Raw genomic sequence first — 20,726 nt, 5'->3', positions numbered from 1 at the left:
TTTTTTAGGTAAAATCCAAAAATTATAGAAGGATATGCATATGAACAAAAGAGTACTTGTAAAGTTTTCTGGTGAAGCACTAGCTGGTGCTGAAGGTTATGGTATTGATACTCAAATATTAGATTATATTGCTGAAGAGATTAAAAGCTTAGTTGAAAACGGTATTGAAGTTGGTATTGTTATTGGTGGTGGAAATATAATCAGAGGAGTAACAGCAGCAGCCGATGGTGTTATTAAAAGAACAAGTGCTGATTATATGGGTATGTTAGGTACTGTTATAAATGGTATTGCTATGCAAGAAGCTTTAGAATATAAAGGTTTAAGTGCAAGATTACAAACTGCTATTAAAATGGAACAAATCGCTGAGCCATTTATAGTAAGAAAAGCTGTTAGACATTTAGAAAAAGGTAGAGTTGTAATATTTGGAGCAGGAACAGGAAATCCATATTTCACAACAGATACAGGAGCAACACTAAGAGCTACTGAAATTGGTGCATCTATGTTAATAAAAGCTACTAAAGTTGATGGTGTTTACGATAAAGATCCAATGAAGTACACAGATGCTGTAAAATATGATACATTATCTTATGACAAAGCATTAGAAGATCATATTAAAGTAATGGACGATACAGCAATTGCATTAGCAAAAGATAATAAACTTCCAATAGTTGTTGCAAATATGAATGAAAAAGGAAATTTACTAGCAATCATCAAGGGTGATTATAGTAAGTGTTCAATAGTTAAATAAATTTTAAATAGATTAAATAAATAGCCAAAAGGAATATTATAATGAGATTAGAAGAAAGAATATCAAAAGCTTTAAAACAAGTTGACAATGACAGATATATTTTAGCAATTGCAGTTGGACAAAGAGCTGATGAATTAAGTAAAGGTGCGAAACCTCTATTAGAATTAAATACTCAAAAAATGAAATATACTGATATTGCAATTGATGAAATTGCATCTGGTTTACTAAAAATCGAAGGTTTTGTAGATAGAAAGTAAAGATAGGTTTAAAAACTTATCTTTAGGTCTTAACATTATGGATCCATTTATCAAAGAAATTCAACATATAAATAATGTTGATGACGCTATCAATAAACTCAAAAGTCAAACTGACATATCACCCAAATTATATGAAATAATAAATTTTATTATTGAAGCCCATGAAGGTCAATATAGAAAAAGTGGAGAACCTTATTGTGTTCACCCTATTTTAGTAGCTTGTATAACAGCCCATTTTTCAAAAGATGAAGCAATAATAGCAACCGCCCTACTTCATGATGTTGTTGAAGACACAAACTTTTCTTTAGAATATGTTCGAGAAAAATGGGGAAGTGATATTGCCCATATGGTTGATGGTCTTACTAAAATTGTTGAGATTAGAGAACATGAGTTTATAGCTTCTGATGAACAAAGTAATACAAAAACTATTTCATCTGCACTTACTTTTAGAAAAATGCTTATTGCTTCAATTGATGATGTAAGAGTACTTGTTGTAAAACTATGTGATAGATTACACAACATGCTTACCCTTGGCGTTTTACCAGCAAATAAGCAAAAAAGAATTGCTGAAGAAACATTAGTTGTTTATGTACCAATTGCAAATAGACTTGGTATTTCAAAATTAAAAAATACTTTAGAAGATTTGGCTTTTTACTATATCTATCCAAACGAATACAATAAAATTGATAAATACTTAAAAGAACAAGAGCATGCAATGCAACTTACTTTTAATACTTTTATTTCTACTACTAAAAATCTATTAGAAAAAAACGGTTACGATTTAAATAAAATAAAAATCTACAGCAGAATTAAACATCACTACTCAATTTATCTAAAAATGCAAAGAAAAGGTATTACAATAGATGAAGTTCTGGATCTATTTGCAATTAGAATTTTAGTTGAAGATGATATTGATTGTTATAAAGTTTTAGGATTTATGCATTTGGAATTTAAGCCTTTAATTTCAAGGTTTAAAGATTATGTTGCAACTCCTAAGGAAAATGGTTATCAAACAATACATACTACCGTTTTTTATAATTCAAAAATCTATGAAATTCAAATTAGGTCTTTTGAAATGAATACAGTAGCTGAATTTGGAATTGCTGCCCATTGGAAATATAAAACAGGTGCTAAAAATACTACAAATTTAAACTGGTTAAAATCTTTAGAATTTTCAAATGAAAATATAGAAGAATTTTATCAAGAAACAAAAGATAATTTATATACCGAAGAAATGATAGTTTATTCACCAAAAGGTGAAGTGTTTACACTTCCTGTAGGTTCAACTGCTTATGATTTCGCATTTGCTGTTCATACAAATATTGGTAAAAAAGCTATGGGTTGTTTTATAAATAAAATAAGAAAGCCATTATTAACTGAGCTTAAAAGTACAGATATTGTATCAATAGAACTTTCAGATGAAATAATAGTTAGATGTTCTTGGATGGCTATGGTTAAAACTTCAAGAGCAAAAAAACAAATAAAACTTTTATGTACACATAGACAAAAAGAAATAGATGAGATTTCAGGTAAAAATATTATAAATACTGTTTTTTCAAGATATTATGAAGATGTAACAAAAATATATAGCGTGGATTCTTTATTCAAGATACCACAAATACTAGATTTTTTTAAACATACAAAACAAGTAATTGAAAAAAGTATCATAAATGACAATGGATTAATGACTAGATTTAAAATTTTAACTAGCAAGATTAAAGAATTTAAATTTGATAATGTTTTAATATATTCAAATTTCAGTATAAGTTCTGTATCATTTGACCATTGTTGTCATCCTAAGTTTGGTGATGATATAGTTGCCTTTAAAGATGGGAATGAAGCTGTTATTCATCACAAGATGTGTGATCAGGCATATGATAAAATTAAAAGTAATCAGCAAATGCTTTTTTGTAAATGGACAAAAAGTAGTGTTTACCAATATAAAATGGTAATAAGTATTCCAAACACAAAGGGTGAATTAGCAAAAGTGCTAACTTATCTTGCAGAACATGAATTTTATATCCTAGGAATAGAGTTTGGCCGACAAGCACATTCTTATATTCAATATTGTGATATAGAGTTTGAAATTAATAAATCAAATATAGATGAAGTAAAAAAAATAATAGAAAAAAAAGTAAAAATTATAGAGTTTTTTTCAAAAAAAGATGCATATAATAAATAAGTACAAAGGGTAAAAGATTAATGGAAAATAAGATTAGAGAAGCAATAGATGAGATTAAAAGAGGAAGCTTTGAAATTATAGATATTGAAGCCATTGAAAAACTTATTAAAAGATATTTTGAAACAGGTGAAAATTTCTATGTTAAAGCTGGTTTTGATCCTACAGCTCCTGATTTACATTTAGGACATACTGTACTTATTCAGAAGTTAGCAACTTTTCAAAAATTTGGTGGGATTGTTCAATTTTTAATTGGAGATTTTACAGCAACTATTGGTGACCCAACAGGTAAAAGTGAAACAAGAAAAGTATTAAGTGAAGAAGATGTTCAAAGAAATGCTGTTTCTTATAAAGATCAAGTATTTAAGATTTTAGATGAATCAAAAACAGAAGTTATGTTTAATAGTAAATGGTTAAAAGAACTAGGAACAGGTGGTTTAATTGCACTTGCATCAAACTTAACAGTTGCTAGAATGATAGAAAGAGATGATTTTTCTAAAAGATTCGCATCAAATACTCCAATAGCAGTTAGTGAATTTTTGTATCCTTTATTACAAGGTTATGATTCAGTTGCTATGAATACAGATATAGAACTTGGAGGAACAGACCAAAAATTCAATTTATTAATGGGAAGAACTTTACAAAAAGCTTATAATTGTAAAAAACAACAAGCTGTTCTTATGATGCCAATTCTTGAAGGATTAGATGGTGTTCAAAAAATGTCAAAATCTTTAGGTAACTATATTGGTGTTACAGATGAGGCTTTTGATATGTTTGGAAAGATTTTATCAATCTCTGATGAATTGATGTGGAGATATTTTGAACTTCTATCTGCTAAGTCATTAAAAGAGATTGAAGAGATAAAAGAAGGCGTTAAAAGTGAGACTTTACATCCTAAAAAAGTGAAAGAATCACTTGCAATGGAAATCGTTGAAAGATTTCATGGAAATGGAGCTGGAATTACTGCAAAAGAAGAATTTGAAAGAGTTTTTGCAAAAAAAGATGTTCCTACAGATATGAATAGCTTTGAATTAGATGCTCCTGTTTGGATTTGTCAAGCATTAGTTGATTCTAAGTTAGTTGACTCTACATCACAAGCTAGACGTGATATAAAAGCAAATGCAGTATCTATAAATCAAGAAAAAATAGGCGATGATAAACTAAATTTAGAAAAAGGCGAATACATTTTACAAAAAGGTAAAAAAAATTTCGCTAAAATAATAATAAAATAGAAGGGCTAATTTTGAAAATAGGAAAGTATGAAATAAAACACCCAATTATTCAAGGTGGTATGGGTGTAGGAATAAGCTGGGATCAATTAGCTGGAAATGTTAGTTTAGAAGGTGGATTGGGTGTAGTTTCAAGTGTTGGAACTGGTTACTACAGAAACATGAGCGAAAATGTTCACATTGTTACTAAAAAAGATAAGCCAAAAGATGTAGCAAACTTTTATAGTAAAGATGCATTAGTTGAAATAATAGGTAATGCAAGAAAGATATGTGGAGATGCACCTTTAGGATGTAATGTTCTATACGCAATCAATGATTATGGTAGAGTTGTAAGAGATGCTTGTGAAGCTGGTTTTAATATGATTATTACAGGTGCTGGACTTCCTACTAATATGCCTGAGTTTACAAAAGATTTTCCAGATGTTGCATTGATTCCAATTGTTTCAAGTGCAAGAGCTTTAAAACTTATCTGTAAAAAATGGAAAAGATACAATAAAATTCCTGACGCTGTAATTGTAGAAGGTCCCTTAAGTGGTGGACATCAAGGATTTACTTATGATCAATGTGGACAAGAAGAATTCCAATTAGAAAATATCGTAGGTCCAGTTATTGAAGAAGCTAAAATCTGGGGTGATATACCAATAATTGCAGCAGGTGGAGTTTGGGATAAAAAAGATATTGATAAATTTATTGCTATGGGATGCGCTGGTGTTCAAATGGCTACAAGGTTTATTGGTACATTTGAATGTGATGCTGATGCGAAATTTAAAAATGTATTATTAAATGCAAAAGAAGAAGATATAACTTTAATGAAATCTCCAGTTGGATTACCAGCAAGAGGTGTAAGAACAAACTTACAATTCTCAATTGAAAATAACACAGCACCAAAAGTACAATGTATTTCAAATTGTGTTGCACCTTGTAATAGAGGTCATGAAGCAAAAATTGTTGGTTATTGTATTGCAGATAGACTAGGTGCTGCTTACAATGGTGACGTTGATACTGGATTATTTTTCACAGGTTCAAATGGTTATAGAATAAATAAAATTATTTCTGTGAAAGAATTAATGTATAAATTAACTCATGGAGAATAAAAATTTTTAAAAAGATTTTCGTTCTAACCATACTAACGCTAAATTTATTATTTGCAAATGGTATTTATGCTGATTTAAAGCAACAATACCGTACTGCAAAAATGAATTACTTAAATGCTCTTATAGAAAAAAATGATCAAAAAAAAATTGAAGAACTTGAAAAACTTATTCTCTTAGGAGAACAATTAAACAAAGATGTAACTCCTGATAGAAAGAAGTTAGAAATTCTTCAAAAAAGAACTAGCAAAAATGATGGTATTTATAGTGCTAAAGTTGAGACACCAAAGCAAAATGAAGCTATAAAGTCATCTACTTCAAGTAATGATTTATACTATTCTATAAAATCAGTTTATACATCTGGAAATACAGTTGTTGTAGATTTTAATGTAGATATTAGTGAAAAAGATATTAAATTTTTTGAATTAAATCAAAAAACAGTAAATAAAGATGTATTTGATTTAAAAGGCTATTTTAAAGATGCAGCTCCTACAAAATTAGCAATAAATGGTATTGATAGAATTGCTATTGGTCAATTTAAACCTGATGTATTAAGAATTGTTTTAAGTGATAAAAAAAATCTTAATACATCATATATAGTAAATAAAAAACAAGTAATTATTTCTATAAATGAAAACTCAATTAAATCAAATGAACCTACTGTTGCAAAAAAAAATGTAGAGCAAACTTCTCCAAAAGAAGTAGTACAAACAGAAGAAACACCAAAAGTTGCAAATGCAAATTCACAAGAATTTGTTGATACTATAAATCCTATACGATCTATGGAAACTCAAGACAATAAAATAATTGTTAAATTTAATAAAAACTATTACAAAAGAGATGTTCAATTTGTAAGATATAAAAATGCTTCAAATTATGAAAATGTATTTAATCTTAATGGTAAATACAAGTATGTAAATCCTATAAAATTGAGCATTGATGGTGTTGATAAAATTGTTGTTAGTGAAAATGGAAGCAATGGAGTAAAAATTAGAATTATCAATAATGATGAACAAAAAGTTGATTATGTTCTAAATGATAAAGAATTAACTATTACTACATATCCAAGTAGCCCATCAAATAAAAATACCAATAAAGCAACTGCAGTAGCTACAAAAGCACCTACTCCACAACCAAGAGTAATCAATAAAACAATTGTTATTGATCCAGGGCATGGGGCAGATGATGTAGGAGCAGTTGGACCAAATAAAAGATATGAAAAAGTTATAAATCTTAATGTATCAAAAAACTTATACTCTATATTAAAACAAAGAGGATATAAAGTATATCTTACAAGAAGTAGTGATACTTTTATAAAAGTTATGAATAGAACTGTTTTAGCAAATGATAAAAATGCTGATATATTTATATCAATTCATAGTAACTCAGTTCCAAAAGAAAAAGCTAATGAAGTTTCAGGAATAGAAACATTTTTCTTAAGTCCTGCAAGAAATGAAAGAGCAAAAAGAGTTGCAGCAATTGAAAATAAATCTGATATTAGAGAAATGAGTAATTCATCAAAAGATGTATTCCTAGAATCATTAAATAGACCAAGAATTACAGCTTCTCATAAACTTGCAATTGATGTACAAGCAGGCTTATTACAATCAGCAAGATCTAAATATAAAGATGTAAGTGATTCAGGAGTTAGAGAAGGACCGTTTTGGGTTCTAGTGGGAGCACAGATGCCTTCTATTCTTGTAGAACTTGGATATGTTTCACATCCAGTAGAAAGTAAAAGATTATACGATAAAAACTATCAACAATCATTAGCAAATGGAATTGCTAATGGAATTGACTCTTACTTTTCAAAAAATCCTTAATCTCTTTAATTAAGTTTTCCTGTTTGTTTTTGATTCTAGGTAAATTATTTAAAGAGAAAAATTTAACCTTAGAATTCTCCCAAGATAAGTAATTACTTTTTAAAATATCTTCAACAAAGTATTTTTCTAGGTCTTCTATATTATCAGCATTAACTAACCAAATACCAATATCTTTATCAATATTAATTTGCTCAAAATAATTTTCATATAATACAGCTTCTACATGTAAAGAACTTTCTTCAAATAATTCTCTTTTTGCACACTCATATGCACTTTCATTTTTATTTAGAGTCCCTTTTAAACAACCCCATTTATTCTTACTTGCAACAGAACGACATAACAATATCTTAATATCATTATCTTTTATTAAGTAAGGAACAACTCCGTAAGCTTTCACATGAGATCTCATCTTAACCCTTTATTTTATGAATTGATTTTTTTATTATAAAAATATATTGAAGATAGTATCCAAATAAACATTGGCATAAGGATAGAAAATTCAGGAATAACCACACCACCATTTGTAAATTTGAATAACATAAAAAAGAATCCCCAAACAATTAAAGTTCCAAAAATTGAGAATGATGTAAATTTACCCATATTGAAAAATCTACTATTTAATGATGCATATGAGTAAATCAAAAGCAAAAGAGGAATTATAAAAAATGGTATAACAATTTTATTGTATAACACACTTCTAATTGTTTGAGTATTAATCCCTTGCTCGTCTAATAAAACCAATGCAGAAATAGCATCTATTATCGAAAACTCTGTATTTCCTTCGTAAACATTATCTAAAATATTAGGTTTAAATCCATCTAATGTATGTAAAAATTTTTCATATCTAACATCTAGTTTTGAATCTTCTAAAGTAATATTTTTTGGTTTTTTAATAATTTTAACATCAACAACATACCATTTATCATTTTGGAAATATGCCTTTTCTCCCACTATAGTTTCTACTACATCCATATCATCAATTTTAAATATATGAATGTTTTCAGCTCTTTTCTCAAGAGGTAATAGTTTTTCAAAATACACATAATATTCATTATATTTTAAAAAAATATCACTTTTTGAACTAGTAAAATATTGATTGTTTACTATTTTTCTTTTTTGATCATAAGAGTATGCCAAAGGTGTCACTTGAAGAAAAATAAGAATTGTTAATAAAAAAATTGAAATATTTACTACAGGTTTAAATATATCTTTTCGTGTAGCACCAAGTGCATTAAAAGCTACAAATTCATTATTTCTGATAAATATAGTCAAAGTTATAACCCATCCAAAAACTATTGATAGAGGAAGTGCTAATGTTAATGTAAAAAAACCATTATATAAAATATAAAGTAATTGTAAGTTAGCTGAAGGTGGTATACTTTTAAAGTTTTGTAAAAAATCTATTCCTACAAAAAAAAGTTCCAATGATATAAGCACAATAATAAAATTTATTAGGTACTTTTTTAAAATATATTTAGTTAATATGCTCATGTTATTTCAATGTATATTTAGATTTTACTAGATCGATATCTTCAGTTTTAAGTGCCTCAATCGCTTCAATAATATGATTTATTATATCTGCTAGTTTATTTAATTCTTCTTTTGAAAAATTACTTAATACATAATTTGCTACATCAGCTTTATCTTGCGGTTTTCCAATACCAACTCTAATTCTTATATACTCTTTTGTAATATGAGCATCTAAAGAACGTAAACCATTATGTCCACCATGACCACCACCTATTTTAAACTTTACAGTTCCAAATGGTAAATCTAAATCATCATGTATTACAATAATATTTTCTAAATCGATTTTATAATACTCTTTTATTGCATGAACAGCAAGGCCTGAATTATTCATAAAAGTAGTTGGTTTAGAAAAAAGATTATAGCCTGATTTTAAAAGTGTAGATTGAAAATTTGAGTTATTTATATTTGAAGTTGCAAGATTTTTGGTCATCTCATCGATAACCATAAATCCTACATTATGTCTTGTTAATTGATATTTTTCACCAATATTACCAAGACCTACAATTAAATGCATAAATATTAATTATTTAGCTTTAATTACACCAACAACTGGTACTCTTGGATCTAAGAAACAAGTTACACCTGCAGGTAAAGTTAAATCTCTAATTAAGATGTTATCACCTGTATCTAACTTAGTAACATCTAAAGTAATGTTATTTGGTAAGTTTTCATAAGTACATTTAACTGGTACTCTTTTTGTATGAGTCATTAAAAGACCTTTATTTTTAAGACCTTTTGCAATACCTGTAGTTTTAACAGGAATTTTGTAAGATGTAAGTACACCTGGTTGTGCAACCATTAAATCAACATGTAATAACTCTGAAGTTAATGGACATTTTTGATATTCTTGAACTACAACTTTAATAACTGTACCATCAAGATTTACATCAAATGCTAAAGTTTCTTTGTTTCTTAAGAATTTAATAAATTCGTTTCTTTTAAATGCTGCTGCAACGTTTTCTAAACCTTTTCCATAAATATTTGCAATTAAATATCCATTTCTTCTTAAAGTTTTTGTTGCTTGTTTTGTCATACTATCTCTAATGATACCCTCTAACATAACGATCCTTTGTGTTTTAATTTTAGGGCGTGATTATATAAAAAAAATACTAAATTTTTGTTTAAGTCTGTATTGATTAGTTATTTAACTACTCCAATCCACTAAAAACAAATTTTTAATAATAATCCTAAAGTAGTATCTAAATCCCATCTGTTTTCTAATAACTGATTTTTGATAGATTTAACTTTATTTAGGTGTAGAATATTTATAACAAAGCTTCTTAATATTGTCATAGTCATTGGATTTATATTTGCAGTATGTAAATCTTCATAAAGTGATTTATCTTTATAAAAGTGCATTGTCTCCACTTTCCAATGATTGAGTTGAAGATTATGGAAAAATTCTGCACTATTTTTAAAGTTTGCAATTGCAAATGATGTTGTTACTATTTCTTTTATCTCACCTGTTTTTTTATTATTTGAGTATATTGTTTTATCAATTTTAATTATAGTTTTTATATGTGTCATTCCATTATGGTAAAAGCAACTATCATTTGTAAAAGTAGACACTTTTCTTTGAACAAGATATTTACTTTCTTGTTTTAACGAAGATATATAGATATCTGTAGGTATTTGTGTATCGGATATTTTAATAGCTTTTTGCAAAAGCTTTTTTTGATTTCCTTTTAATTTAGAATAATACTTATTATCATTTGTCTTTTCAATTTTATCAAGTGTTTTTTTTACTATTCATAGCATCAAAGGTATATATAAAGCTATCATCTAATTCATCAATAAGTTCTCTTAATGCGGGTACTTCATTTGATTTTTCTACAATTTTTTTATGAGCTAATATTATTCCACTATTTGCTAATACTGCATTTAGTACTTGTGTTGATTGTTTTGCATTTACACTACTACCATTCATAACTTTACCATCAACAGCTAATTGTGGTAAATTAGAAGTATCAACCAATTCATTTATCCATATTCTAAAAACTTTTTCTAACTCTAGATAATTAACTTCAGCTAAAATCTCTGCAATAGCACTTCTTCCTGGTGTTTTTATAAACTCTACACCTAAAAGTTTTTTAATTTTATCATCTTGAATATGCTTTGTAATCCATACCCATATCTCTTTATAATTAACTGCTCCCATTAATTGTGCAATAACTGACAAAAACAAAATATGTTCCAATTTATGAAGTTTACCTTGACCTTTTCTATGATCTGGTATCTCACCTAATAGTTGCAATAATCTATTTTTAGAAGCTATTTCCTTATAACCTTTTTTAGATCTTTTCTCTGCTAATTTCTCTCTAAATCTATTTGCCATAATATCTCTTTTTTATGCTTATTATAGCTGATTTTATCTATTTACTTAATTAAGAGTTTTTGGTGGATGAGGATATTATTTAACTTTTATTAATTGATTTTTTGATAATATAGACACCTTAATAAAATACAAAATACAAGGTATAATCCAATGATATTACTAGATGGAAAAGCATTATCTGAAAAAATCAAAGAAGAAGTTAAAGTAGAAGTTGCTCAATTAGTAGAAGAAAAACACATAACTCCAGGTTTAGCTGTTATATTAGTTGGAAGTGATGCAGCAAGTGCTACGTATGTAGCTAGTAAAGCAAAATCATGTAAAAACGCTGGTATTTATTCAGTTGTTCATGAAATGCCAGATAGCATTACTCAAGAAGAGTTATTAGAAACAATTGAAATGATGAACAAAAATCCTAAACTTGATGGTATCTTAGTTCAATTACCACTTCCAAAACATATTGATACAACAATTGTATTAGAAGCAATTAATCCACTAAAAGATGTAGATGGTTTCCATCCTTACAATGTAGGAAGAATGGTTTCAAATCTTGATTCTTTTTTACCTGCTACTCCTTTTGGTGTTATGAGAATGTTTGAAGAGTATGGAATAGAGTTAAGTGGTAAAAATCTAGTTGTTATCGGAAGTAGCGATATCGTTGGTAAACCAATGGCATCACTTTTAATCAATGCAAAAGCTACAGTTACTGTTTGTAATAGTAGAACAAAAGACTTAGCATCACATACGAAAACTGCTGATATTGTTGTTATTGCAGTTGGAGTTCCCTATTTATTAAAAGCTGATATGATAAAAGAAGGCGCAATTGTTATTGATGTTGGTATTAATAGATTAGATACAGGGAAATTAGTTGGTGATGCTGATTTTGAAGATTGTAAATCTAAATGTTCACATATAACTCCGGTTCCTGGAGGAGTTGGACCAATGACTATTGGAATGTTATTAAAAAATACTCTAAAAGCAGCAAAATTAAGAGATAAAAGAGAAGCTAAATAAATGTTAAATAAATTATATAGATGGTCATCTTCATGGACAGGAACAATAGTAATTGTTCTAACTATTATATTTTTCATTGCACAAGCATTTGTAATTCCAAGTGGAAGTATGAAAAATACTCTTTTAATAGGTGATATGCTTTTTGTAAAAAAATTCTCTTATGGTATTCCAACTCCAAGAATTCCTTGGATCGAAGTAAAAGTTTTACCTGATTTTAATGACAATGGACATTTAATCGAAGGACCAAGACCACAAAGAGGTGATATTGTTGTTTTTAGATATCCAAAAAATGAAACAATTCACTATGTAAAAAGAGCAGTTGCGACAGGTGGTGATATTGTTGCTATCAAAGACAAACATCTTTTACTTCACCCAAAAGAAGGAAATGAGTTTGTAAAAGCAAACTATCCAAAAGAAAATATACTTGAAGTTGGAGATAAGTTATGGGTTATAGATCCATATAGAAAAGATCATCCAGGTATTCACAATGATGAAAATGTAGTAGATAATAACCTGAATCCAAGTGAATTATTTAATATGATGCCAATTATTGTTCCAGAAGATGAAACATTTATGATGGGAGACAATAGAGACCATTCAAATGACTCAAGATTTTGGGGAACAGTTCCTTACAAATTTATAGTTGGAAAACCTTGGTTTATTTACTTCTCATGGAGTGAAGACAAAGAGATCAGATGGGATAGAGTTTTAAAAACTGTTGAAACTTTAGAAGAAACAGTAGATTTTGAAAAATTCAAAATTGAACATCAAGAAGGAATTTATTAATGAAATATTTTATCGGTGCAGATCATGCAGGTATTGATATTAAAGCTTATGTAAAAGAACTGTTTGAGCAAAGAGGTCATGAAGTAGTTGATTTAGGACCTTTTAGTAAAGATAGAGTTGATTATCCTGATTATGCTGCAAAAGTTTGTAATAAAGTTCTAGAAAATGAAGGAACAATGGGTATATTAATTTGTGGTTCAGGACTTGGTATGAGTATGTCTGCAAATAAATTTGATGGAATTAGAGCAGCACTTTGTCACAATGAATATAGCGCAAGAATGGCTAGAAAACACAACGATGCAAATGTTATTTGCTTAGGTGAGCGAGTTTCTGGTTATGGAATGATTGAAGCTATTATTAAATCATGGGATAAAGCAGAATTTGAAGGTGGAAGACACTCAGGTCGAGTTGAGAAAATCAACGCTTTAGGAAAAATGGGAAGTTGTAGAGCATAGGTTTTAAACCTATGCTTTACATTTCTTATACATCAAATATCCATGACACTGCTCATAATAATCTTTTAAAATCTTTTTAATTTCAAAACCATATTTTTTATATAAATTAATTGCACTTTCATTTGAAACTTTTACTTCTAAAGAAAAATCTTTATTATCTTTTGATAAATTCTCAAAAGAATATTCAAGAAGTTTTTTAGCAAGTCCCCTATTTTGAAAATCATTAGATATTGCTAAAGAATAAAGTCTAAAATATTTTTTTCTTTCTAACCACAATATATACCCTGCAATAATATTGTCTATTTCTACAATATACAATCTATTTCTTAAAATATGATATCTTATAGACTCTTTAGTCATAGAAAATGGGTCATTAAAAAAAACATTCCTTTCTATGCCATAAAGAGAAGTTAAATCATTTAGATTTGCTTTTCTTATCATTTTTGATAAATTGTATATTTAGGAACTAATTTTTTTGGTCTATATGACATTTTTACTTTTTTTAGATTTTCAAATCCCATATCATCACCTACATTTATATACTCAACTGCATATTTATCTTTTAATATTTTTGTAAATTCTCTAAAAATAAATTGGGCACATCCAAGTACTTCAAAATCTGTTTTTTCTATAATTACACTTGCTGTGTGTTGATTTATTTTTTCACCCACAGTGAAACCTTTTACTTCATCATCTATATAAATAACCAGACCTATAATATCTAGATTATTATAATCATTCATAAGTCTTTTTATTGCAAATCTTTCAAAATATATACCATCCATAAAAACTTCAACTTCTTCTTTTGGCATATAGGTAGTTCTATCTCTTACCCATTTATTAAATAGTGCCATTACTGCACTTCCATGCTTTTCTTTATCTAGTATTTCTATTTTATGATTTGGATAGACATTTCTAAATCTATTTATTTCATTTCTTTTTGACTTATAAGAGTCACCTTTTAAATCTATTAAATCTTCGACTTTATAAATATAATCTACAAGTTTTTTTTCAATTATAAAATCTTTTAGCATTTCATAAACTAAAGTACCCTCTTCTAAATAATCAACAAACCCTTCTAATAACTTTTCATGCACATACTCAATTTTCGAATAATTTCTATTACTATTATGAGAATTCATAATTTCAAAACATTGAATCATAGCATCATAAGTATTCTCTTTTTTACCAATAGGAGGTAAAAGCATAGTTAGCTCACCTGAGTTTAAAATGAACAAACAAAAAGTTTCATTTACAATTGTATAAAATCCAGTAGCTGTTGAAAGCCAAATATAATTTCCTGCAAAAGTATAATCACTAACATCTACATTTATTAAATTTAAATACTCATCCATAATAGCTTTTGCTTTTAAATCAAAGTGTTTTAAAGTGTAATTGCTTATTGTCAAAGTTGACATTTTATTTTATTCCTTGAAAAAATTTTCGAAATTATACATCTGTTTTTTCTTTTTGCATCAAATTTATTTCAAAATTATTCTAAGTACCTATTTATCAATATTATGAGATAATCAAAGAAAATTAAAAGGCTTATTTATGAGTGATTGGCAAGTTTATTTGATGATGTTTGTAATAGTATCTTTAATGTTACTTGGTAAAAAAATGATGTTTTTTGATGACTCAAAGAAAAAGCCAAAGGATAAAAATTGATAAACCCAAGAATTATTGATTATATATTTACATCTGCTTCAATTCAAAGATGGAATGATTATCCAAGAATGGTTGAACTAGTAGAACTTGATAAACAAGCACACAAGTTTATAATCGCATATTTTATTGCTAAACTTGAAAAAGACATAAACTACACACACCTAATAGAAGCTGGAATATTTGAGTTCTTAAGACGAGTTGTTGTAACAGATATAAGACCTGATGTTTTTAGAAAAGCCTTACAAAAAAAATCAAAAGAGATTAACTCATGGGTTATTTCTAAACTTGCACCTTCACTAAAAGATATAGATAATGGAAACTTTTTACAAAAATTTCAAGAATATTTAGAAAATCCTGAAATGTATAAAAAAGAGAGATTTATACTAAAAGCAGCTTCATATTTAGCTACAAAGTGGGAGTTTTCTATTGTATATCAAACAAGTCAATTTTTAAATGATATTGAAGATGTTAAAAAAAGTGTAGATGAAGAAATTGAAGATTATTATGAGTTAATTGGTGTGAGAAAAATTGCACTTAATAAAAAACTTGCAAAAATCATAGATTTAAGTGGAAGATTAAGATTCCAAAAAAGATGGGCACAAACACCAAGAGTTCCTGAAACTTCAGTTTTAGGACATATGTTAACAGTTGCGATTTTTGGATACTTTTTTTCTATTGAAGTAAATGCTTGTGATAAAAGATTGCAAAATAATTTCTTTACAGCTTTATTTCATGATTTACCAGAAGCTTTAACACGAGATATTATCACACCTGTAAAATACTGTGTAGATGAGTTATCAGATATCATAGCTGAATATGAAATTGAGAAAATCGAAGATGATATTCTTCCAAATATTCCAGATAGTTTACATGATGAATTTTCTTATATACTTGGACTTTATGATGGTGTAAAAGAAGAGTTTGAAAATAAAATTTATGAAGATAAAATTCAAATAGTTGAAGATGTATCAAAATATAATTCAGATAGATACAATGCAATAGATGGACTTGCTCTAAAACAATGTGATAAATTATCAGCATTTGTAGAAGCTAGTTTATCAATATCACATGGAATAAAATCAAAAGAGTTAATAAGTGGGAAAAAAGAGATTTTAAAAGCTCTAAAAGTTATTCAAGGAGTTGATTTCAAAGCTATTGCAACGCAAATAGACTATGAGTTTGGAACTACTGGACAAACTCAAGTTCGAATGGAGTTTGATTAAAATATGAATATATAGCCTATAAAAGGCTATATATTTTTAAACTAATTAAAAGATATTTTTGTATCTCTTTCTATTAGATTTTTTATATATGAATTAAGAGAAACACCCATTTTATGAGCATTTCTAACTGCTGTAAGATGAAGTTCACTTCCTGTTCTTACATTGAAAACACCTTTAAATGCCTTCTGCGGTTCTCGTCCTAATTCTTCGCAAGTTTTTAAATACTCATCAACTGAATTTTTAAAATTATTTTCTAGATCAGAAGCATTTTCAGCTTCAAAAGTCACTAGATCATTTATCATTTCTAATTTACCAAAAAAACATTTATCTTCTTGAGAATATTCAACTGTACCAATATATCCATTGTATTCAATCTTATTAGACATCAGATAAACTCCTTTAATTTAATTTGTATTTGCTTAACAAGATAAACTTTTAGAATATCTGAGGGATGTGGCTTATGTAAATTTATTAATAAATCTTTTTCTTTATTATAAAATTTCACAGCAGAACCTGCTCCTTCAATTTTTTCAAAATTCAATGATAATAGTAATGAACTTAACTCTTTGAAAGTTAAATCTTTTTTTGGAGGAATTTCCAAAAACTTTGAAATAAGTTTATTTTGTTTACTCATAATAAAATGATATCATATTTCAGTTACAAATACAAATATAGCTTAGAAGCTATATTTTAAATTTACATATCCATATCTTCCTGGATCGTTGAATAATACTCGTTCAGAACTAACTATTGCATATGTAATATCTTGATAAGTATTTGTTGAATTATATACTTTATCAAATAGATTATCAACTCCAAGAGTTAAACCTATATTTTTATGTAGTTGATTTGTATATTTTAAATTAAATACGGCATAACCAGCTAACTCTTGCTCTTTTGCTGAGCTGTCATAACTATCCCAACTATCAACAGCTACAACTTCTGCTGTATATTTTGCTTTTGCTTGTTCATAGTTTAATGCTAGGTTTGCTTTTAATGGTGGGATTTCTGCTAAATCTTTATCTGTGTAATCGCCATCTTTTTTACCTCTTTGGTAAGCCATTCCATAATCAAGTGATAAATTTTCTGTCATAAAATAAAATCCAGAAATATCTAAACCATAAATTTTTGCATCAATATTTTCAAATTTACTTGTTGTTGGCGTAATACTAGAATTATAAATATAATCTTTTAATACTGAATAGAATAATTTTGGTCTAATATTAAAAGATCCAATAGTTTTATCAAATCCGATATCAGCTTCATAGTTTTTTGTTTGATCTAAAGAAGAATTACCATAAGTTGTATCATAAAGCTCTCTAGCATCTGGAACCCTTGAACTCTTTCCAATACCTGCAAAATATTTCATATTTTCATCAACATTGTATATACCAAATATATTTGCATTTAGTCCAGTATATTTATTATCTTTGTTTGAAATAGCAACAGAATCAACATCTGTATAATCATATCTTGAGCCAAATTCTAAATCTAATTTTCCAAATGATTTTTCAACTTTTGCAAATATAGCCTTATTAGTTGTGTCAGTTGAAGCTAAACTTACAGTTGATGCTCCAGATATTCCAGTCGCTACATTTGTAGAGTATTTTTCACCACTCCAGTTTCTAACACTTGTATCAAGTCCTACTGTCACTAAAGAATCTGCAACTTCTGTGCTATTTTTGATTTTTGTTCCCCAAATAGAAGTTTTATAAAAAGCTGTTGTATAATTTACTAAACCACTATTTCTAAGTGATGTACTCATTGGATGATCAACATTTGAATAGTAATAATCTAAATTTAATTCTTTTGAAAAATCTGCTAAATTTCTAGCTGTATATCCAACTGTATAAATATTTGAGTCATCATAATCAGCATCCATTGGAGTATTTGGATATAAAACATTATCACTTCTATTTGCTGTGTAAGATAGTTTTACTTCAGAATCGTCATTTATGTTAAATTGACCTTTTGTTAAAAGTGTTTTTTTCTCAAAGGCTTCTAAACCATCTTTTGAATATTGATTTGGAAACATAACATTTTTTTCAATTTGTTGCTCTAAAAAGTCATTCCCATTTCCGTCTTCATATTGATCACCCTGTTCCGTTGAAGTAGAAACTAACAATTTAAATCTATCTGTTCCACCACTTACAGTTGCACTAGCTTTTCTATATCCATAGCTTCCAGCACCTAGATTTACCTCTCCATGTACTTCTTCTGTTGGTTCTTTTGTTTCTACTTTTACAAGTCCACTTAATGTTCCAAAGTTTTCAACATCATAAGGTCCCTCGATTACTTTTACACTTTGAATATTGTTTGATAAAACATGAGAAGTTGCAGGATCCATTCTATTTGGACATGCTCCATAGATTTTTGCGTCATCTAAAAGAATGTTGATATTATCTTTTTTTTGCCCTCTTAAGATAATATCATTTGCAATTCCACTTCTTCGTACAATTGATACAGAAGGAACATTTTTACTTAAAGCCTCAGCTAAATCAGCACTTTTTATTTGTTCATTACTAACATCTTTTACTATTTTTGTATTCGCAGTTTCAACTACACTTATCGTGTCTAAAGTTGTAACTTCACTTGCACTTAATATAACAGCAGTTGTTACAAGTGATAAAGAGATAATTTTTTTCATAAATTTTACCTTGTATTAATAAATTTACGAATTATCTCAAAGCCCTGTTAATTTTTTGTTAATTTTTATTAAATTTCATTTACTATTAGAAATTCTTATAAATATATTCTTTGCATTCAGCTATTTCTTTTTTTAATCTTTCATCATCCCAATTATAAAGTTTCCCTATTTCAAGGCATACTGCGTCAACAGAATCTAAGGAAGCTTCTTTATTTACAAAGCAAAGCCCAATTCTTCCACATAAAAAATCTATAGGTTTTTTAACAAATTCATACTCTACACAATATATAATTTCAGCTTTTAAATATGGGAAATCTTTATGAATCAACTCAAAATTATTAAGTTCACTTGCTATATTTAAAACTACAGTTGCATTATTTCCATAAAGTGTAATTAGTGACTCTTTTGTCCTTTTTGATATTGCATAAAAACTTATTAATTTTTCTAAGTCTTTATGTTTTTCTTCATTTCCAAGTAATTTATACTTTTTTGTTTCGCATAATTTTCTTTTTTCTAAATAGTTTTTATCAACTAAAAAGTCCATCATATCTTCAGCCATTTTTCTATATGTTGTCCATTTTCCACCTACTATTGAAACTAAGCCATTTTTTGAAATATTTATAGAATGTTCTCGCACTATTTGCTCTGTTTTATTTTTATTGTCATTTTTAATAAGTGGTCGAATTCCACTCCATGAGGAAAGAATATCTTCTTTTTTTAAAGGTTTTGTAAAATACTTATTTACTTCATCTAACAAATATGCTATCTCTTCATCTTTTGCTTTTATATTCTCATCATATTCACACTTGTTATCTGTTGTACCTATCAAACAGTGATTTAAATAAGGCAAAATAAAAATAATTCTTCCATCGCTTGTATTAGGGATTAATAATGCTTCATCAGAAAATAAAAAATCTTTTGAAACTACTATATGAATACCACTGCTAAGGGCTAGGATTTCTTGGGCATCTTTATCATCTAAAGCTCTTATATTATCTACATTTGCACCTGTTGCATTTATTATACATGAGCAATTTATTTCACAAGTTTTATTTTCTATTTTATCAAAATATTTTAAACCACTTATTTTTTTATTTTCATAATATAAAAACTCGAAAACTTCACAATAATTCTTAGCTATTGCACCTTTAGAAATAGCTGTTTGAAGTAAAGCAATTAGCATTTTACTATCTAAAAAACTTCCATCATAAAAAGATAAACAAGCTTTTAAATTTTCTTTTTTTAAATTTGGGAAATACAAAGAACTCAATACTTTATTTACAAAAGAGTTATCTCCTATATTTTTTTTACCTGCAATCAACTTATATATAAAAAGTCCAATCCAGGTATAAAAAAGAGTTATATATGAAAAACTAGGAATATTTATCTTGATTTTTTTAGATATAACTGAAGCATTTTTTAAAAAAATATGCCGTTCAATTAAACCTTCTTTTACTAAATCATATTGAGCTTTATCAAAACCTTTTATAGCTTTTTCAAGATATCTTACTCCTCCATGAATTAACTTGGAACTTTTAGAACTAGCTCCACTTGCAAAATCATTTTTTTCCAATAAAATAGCTTTATATCCACGAAGAGTTGCATCAAGTAAAATACCACTTCCAACAGCTCCTCCACCGATAATCACAATATCATAGTTTTCTTCAATCAATTGCATAATTTGGCCTTTTCATAAGGTTTTTAATAAAAGCTTTTTGTTAAGCTAGGATATAATAAAAATAAA

Annotated in this window: 22 protein-coding genes; 10 read left to right on the top strand and 12 right to left on the bottom strand. The window is 27.6% G+C overall.

The window, feature by feature from the left end; all coding sequences use genetic code 11:
* The first annotated feature begins 40 nt into the window (after window positions 1–40).
* The 6 genes from pyrH (at window position 41) to AACT_RS04635 (ending at window position 7,327) form a co-directional block, all read left to right on the top strand.
* On the top strand, window positions 41–748 hold the full coding sequence (pyrH, locus tag AACT_RS04660; RefSeq protein ID WP_172125413.1) for a UMP kinase: 708 nt from the start codon (window positions 41–43) through the stop codon (window positions 746–748).
* A gap of 41 nt (window positions 749–789) precedes the next feature.
* Window positions 790–1,005, top strand: a complete 216-nt coding sequence (locus tag AACT_RS04655) for a DNA-directed RNA polymerase subunit omega (protein WP_430385339.1) — start codon at window positions 790–792, stop codon at window positions 1,003–1,005.
* Between the two features lie 37 nt (window positions 1,006–1,042).
* Complete coding sequence (locus tag AACT_RS04650; RefSeq protein ID WP_172125411.1) at window positions 1,043–3,187, top strand: RelA/SpoT family protein; 2,145 nt, start codon at window positions 1,043–1,045, stop codon at window positions 3,185–3,187.
* A 20-nt stretch (window positions 3,188–3,207) separates the two neighbouring features.
* Window positions 3,208–4,416, top strand: a complete 1,209-nt coding sequence (tyrS, locus tag AACT_RS04645; RefSeq protein WP_172125409.1) for a tyrosine--tRNA ligase — start codon at window positions 3,208–3,210, stop codon at window positions 4,414–4,416.
* Window positions 4,417–4,427: 11 nt separating this feature from the next.
* Window positions 4,428–5,507, top strand: coding sequence for a nitronate monooxygenase (locus tag AACT_RS04640; protein WP_172125407.1), 1,080 nt, complete (start codon window positions 4,428–4,430; stop codon window positions 5,505–5,507).
* Window positions 5,508–5,608: 101 nt separating this feature from the next.
* The gene (locus AACT_RS04635; RefSeq protein ID WP_172125405.1) at window positions 5,609–7,327 is read left to right on the top strand and encodes an N-acetylmuramoyl-L-alanine amidase family protein; all 1,719 of its coding nucleotides are present in this window, start codon (window positions 5,609–5,611) and stop codon (window positions 7,325–7,327) included.
* Here AACT_RS04635 and AACT_RS04630 read toward each other — a convergent pair.
* The 6 genes from AACT_RS04630 to AACT_RS04605 all read right to left on the bottom strand — a co-directional run bounded on the left by AACT_RS04630 (window position 7,290) and on the right by AACT_RS04605 (window position 11,192).
* Window positions 7,290–7,736, bottom strand: coding sequence for an NUDIX domain-containing protein (locus AACT_RS04630; RefSeq protein ID WP_172125403.1), 447 nt, complete (start codon window positions 7,734–7,736; stop codon window positions 7,290–7,292). The genes AACT_RS04635 and AACT_RS04630 overlap by 38 nt on opposite strands.
* A 14-nt stretch (window positions 7,737–7,750) precedes the next feature.
* Window positions 7,751–8,752, bottom strand: coding sequence for an LptF/LptG family permease (locus AACT_RS04625; RefSeq protein ID WP_237682646.1), 1,002 nt, complete (start codon window positions 8,750–8,752; stop codon window positions 7,751–7,753).
* Window positions 8,753–8,819: 67 nt separating this feature from the next.
* The gene (gene pth, locus AACT_RS04620; protein WP_172125399.1) at window positions 8,820–9,371 is read right to left on the bottom strand and encodes an aminoacyl-tRNA hydrolase; all 552 of its coding nucleotides are present in this window, start codon (window positions 9,369–9,371) and stop codon (window positions 8,820–8,822) included.
* A 9-nt stretch (window positions 9,372–9,380) separates the two neighbouring features.
* Window positions 9,381–9,917 (bottom strand): 50S ribosomal protein L25/general stress protein Ctc, encoded by a 537-nt coding sequence (locus tag AACT_RS04615; protein WP_172125397.1) that lies wholly within the window; start codon window positions 9,915–9,917, stop codon window positions 9,381–9,383.
* 101 nt (window positions 9,918–10,018) lie between these two features.
* On the bottom strand, window positions 10,019–10,522 hold the full coding sequence (locus AACT_RS04610) for a hypothetical protein (RefSeq protein WP_172124437.1): 504 nt from the start codon (window positions 10,520–10,522) through the stop codon (window positions 10,019–10,021).
* A gap of 64 nt (window positions 10,523–10,586) precedes the next feature.
* Window positions 10,587–11,192, bottom strand: a complete 606-nt coding sequence (locus AACT_RS04605; protein ID WP_172124435.1) for an ISAs1 family transposase — start codon at window positions 11,190–11,192, stop codon at window positions 10,587–10,589.
* A gap of 150 nt (window positions 11,193–11,342) precedes the next feature.
* Between AACT_RS04605 and folD the strand changes: the two genes are divergently transcribed.
* The 3 genes from folD to rpiB are packed head-to-tail and all read left to right on the top strand — an operon-like array spanning window position 11,343 to window position 13,444.
* The gene (gene folD, locus AACT_RS04600) at window positions 11,343–12,203 is read left to right on the top strand and encodes a bifunctional methylenetetrahydrofolate dehydrogenase/methenyltetrahydrofolate cyclohydrolase FolD (RefSeq protein WP_172125395.1); all 861 of its coding nucleotides are present in this window, start codon (window positions 11,343–11,345) and stop codon (window positions 12,201–12,203) included.
* The gene (lepB, locus tag AACT_RS04595) at window positions 12,204–12,989 is read left to right on the top strand and encodes a signal peptidase I (protein WP_172125393.1); all 786 of its coding nucleotides are present in this window, start codon (window positions 12,204–12,206) and stop codon (window positions 12,987–12,989) included.
* Window positions 12,989–13,444 (top strand): ribose 5-phosphate isomerase B, encoded by a 456-nt coding sequence (gene rpiB / locus AACT_RS04590; RefSeq protein WP_172125391.1) that lies wholly within the window; start codon window positions 12,989–12,991, stop codon window positions 13,442–13,444. The genes lepB and rpiB overlap by 1 nt, the downstream gene beginning before the upstream one ends.
* A 9-nt stretch (window positions 13,445–13,453) precedes the next feature.
* Here rpiB and AACT_RS04585 read toward each other — a convergent pair whose 3' ends face one another.
* The gene (locus tag AACT_RS04585; protein ID WP_172125389.1) at window positions 13,454–13,885 is read right to left on the bottom strand and encodes a GNAT family N-acetyltransferase; all 432 of its coding nucleotides are present in this window, start codon (window positions 13,883–13,885) and stop codon (window positions 13,454–13,456) included.
* Window positions 13,882–14,862: a DUF2156 domain-containing protein gene (locus tag AACT_RS04580; RefSeq protein WP_172125387.1), complete on the bottom strand. Its 981-nt coding sequence runs from the start codon at window positions 14,860–14,862 to the stop codon at window positions 13,882–13,884. The genes AACT_RS04585 and AACT_RS04580 overlap by 4 nt, the downstream gene beginning before the upstream one ends.
* Window positions 14,863–15,108: 246 nt before the next feature.
* Between AACT_RS04580 and AACT_RS04575 the strand changes: the two genes are divergently transcribed.
* Window positions 15,109–16,335 (top strand): HD domain-containing protein, encoded by a 1,227-nt coding sequence (locus tag AACT_RS04575; protein WP_172125385.1) that lies wholly within the window; start codon window positions 15,109–15,111, stop codon window positions 16,333–16,335.
* Between the two features lie 41 nt (window positions 16,336–16,376).
* Here the strand turns inward: AACT_RS04575 and AACT_RS04570 are convergent, their stop codons facing one another.
* From AACT_RS04570 to AACT_RS04555, 4 genes are all read right to left on the bottom strand, one after another.
* On the bottom strand, window positions 16,377–16,721 hold the full coding sequence (locus tag AACT_RS04570) for a type II toxin-antitoxin system HicB family antitoxin (RefSeq protein WP_172125383.1): 345 nt from the start codon (window positions 16,719–16,721) through the stop codon (window positions 16,377–16,379).
* On the bottom strand, window positions 16,721–16,969 hold the full coding sequence (locus AACT_RS04565; protein WP_172125381.1) for a type II toxin-antitoxin system HicA family toxin: 249 nt from the start codon (window positions 16,967–16,969) through the stop codon (window positions 16,721–16,723). The genes AACT_RS04570 and AACT_RS04565 overlap by 1 nt, the downstream gene beginning before the upstream one ends.
* A gap of 42 nt (window positions 16,970–17,011) precedes the next feature.
* Window positions 17,012–18,982, bottom strand: a complete 1,971-nt coding sequence (locus AACT_RS04560) for a TonB-dependent receptor plug domain-containing protein (RefSeq protein WP_172125379.1) — start codon at window positions 18,980–18,982, stop codon at window positions 17,012–17,014.
* A gap of 85 nt (window positions 18,983–19,067) precedes the next feature.
* Entirely contained in the window at window positions 19,068–20,660 is a 1,593-nt protein-coding gene (locus tag AACT_RS04555; RefSeq protein ID WP_172125377.1) for a glycerol-3-phosphate dehydrogenase/oxidase, read from the bottom strand.
* Window positions 20,661–20,726 lie beyond the last annotated feature (66 nt).

The organism is Arcobacter acticola, assembly GCF_013177675.1.
In the GTDB taxonomy this organism is placed as follows: Bacteria; Campylobacterota; Campylobacteria; order Campylobacterales; family Arcobacteraceae; genus Aliarcobacter; species Aliarcobacter acticola.
This window is presented reverse-complemented; position numbering and strand designations above follow the sequence as displayed.

What these genes read in the sequence shown, in the direction of transcription:
- pyrH (WP_172125413.1), top strand. Translation starts at nt 41, where the DNA reads ATGAACAAAAGAGTACTTGTAAAGTTTTCTGGTGAAGCACTAGCTGGT.
- AACT_RS04655 (WP_430385339.1), top strand. Translation starts at nt 790, where the DNA reads ATGAGATTAGAAGAAAGAATATCAAAAGCTTTAAAACAAGTTGACAAT.
- AACT_RS04650 (WP_172125411.1), top strand. Translation starts at nt 1,043, where the DNA reads ATGGATCCATTTATCAAAGAAATTCAACATATAAATAATGTTGATGAC.
- tyrS (WP_172125409.1), top strand. Translation starts at nt 3,208, where the DNA reads ATGGAAAATAAGATTAGAGAAGCAATAGATGAGATTAAAAGAGGAAGC.
- AACT_RS04635 (WP_172125405.1), top strand. Translation starts at nt 5,609, where the DNA reads ATGAATTACTTAAATGCTCTTATAGAAAAAAATGATCAAAAAAAAATT.
- AACT_RS04630 (WP_172125403.1), bottom strand. Translation starts at nt 7,736, where the DNA reads ATGAGATCTCATGTGAAAGCTTACGGAGTTGTTCCTTACTTAATAAAA.
- pth (WP_172125399.1), bottom strand. Translation starts at nt 9,371, where the DNA reads ATGCATTTAATTGTAGGTCTTGGTAATATTGGTGAAAAATATCAATTA.
- AACT_RS04615 (WP_172125397.1), bottom strand. Translation starts at nt 9,917, where the DNA reads ATGTTAGAGGGTATCATTAGAGATAGTATGACAAAACAAGCAACAAAA.
- AACT_RS04605 (WP_172124435.1), bottom strand. Translation starts at nt 11,192, where the DNA reads ATGGCAAATAGATTTAGAGAGAAATTAGCAGAGAAAAGATCTAAAAAA.
- folD (WP_172125395.1), top strand. Translation starts at nt 11,343, where the DNA reads ATGATATTACTAGATGGAAAAGCATTATCTGAAAAAATCAAAGAAGAA.
- lepB (WP_172125393.1), top strand. Translation starts at nt 12,204, where the DNA reads ATGTTAAATAAATTATATAGATGGTCATCTTCATGGACAGGAACAATA.
- rpiB (WP_172125391.1), top strand. Translation starts at nt 12,989, where the DNA reads ATGAAATATTTTATCGGTGCAGATCATGCAGGTATTGATATTAAAGCT.
- AACT_RS04585 (WP_172125389.1), bottom strand. Translation starts at nt 13,885, where the DNA reads ATGATAAGAAAAGCAAATCTAAATGATTTAACTTCTCTTTATGGCATA.
- AACT_RS04580 (WP_172125387.1), bottom strand. Translation starts at nt 14,862, where the DNA reads ATGTCAACTTTGACAATAAGCAATTACACTTTAAAACACTTTGATTTA.
- AACT_RS04570 (WP_172125383.1), bottom strand. Translation starts at nt 16,721, where the DNA reads ATGTCTAATAAGATTGAATACAATGGATATATTGGTACAGTTGAATAT.
- AACT_RS04565 (WP_172125381.1), bottom strand. Translation starts at nt 16,969, where the DNA reads ATGAGTAAACAAAATAAACTTATTTCAAAGTTTTTGGAAATTCCTCCA.
- AACT_RS04560 (WP_172125379.1), bottom strand. Translation starts at nt 18,982, where the DNA reads ATGAAAAAAATTATCTCTTTATCACTTGTAACAACTGCTGTTATATTA.
- AACT_RS04555 (WP_172125377.1), bottom strand. Translation starts at nt 20,660, where the DNA reads ATGCAATTGATTGAAGAAAACTATGATATTGTGATTATCGGTGGAGGA.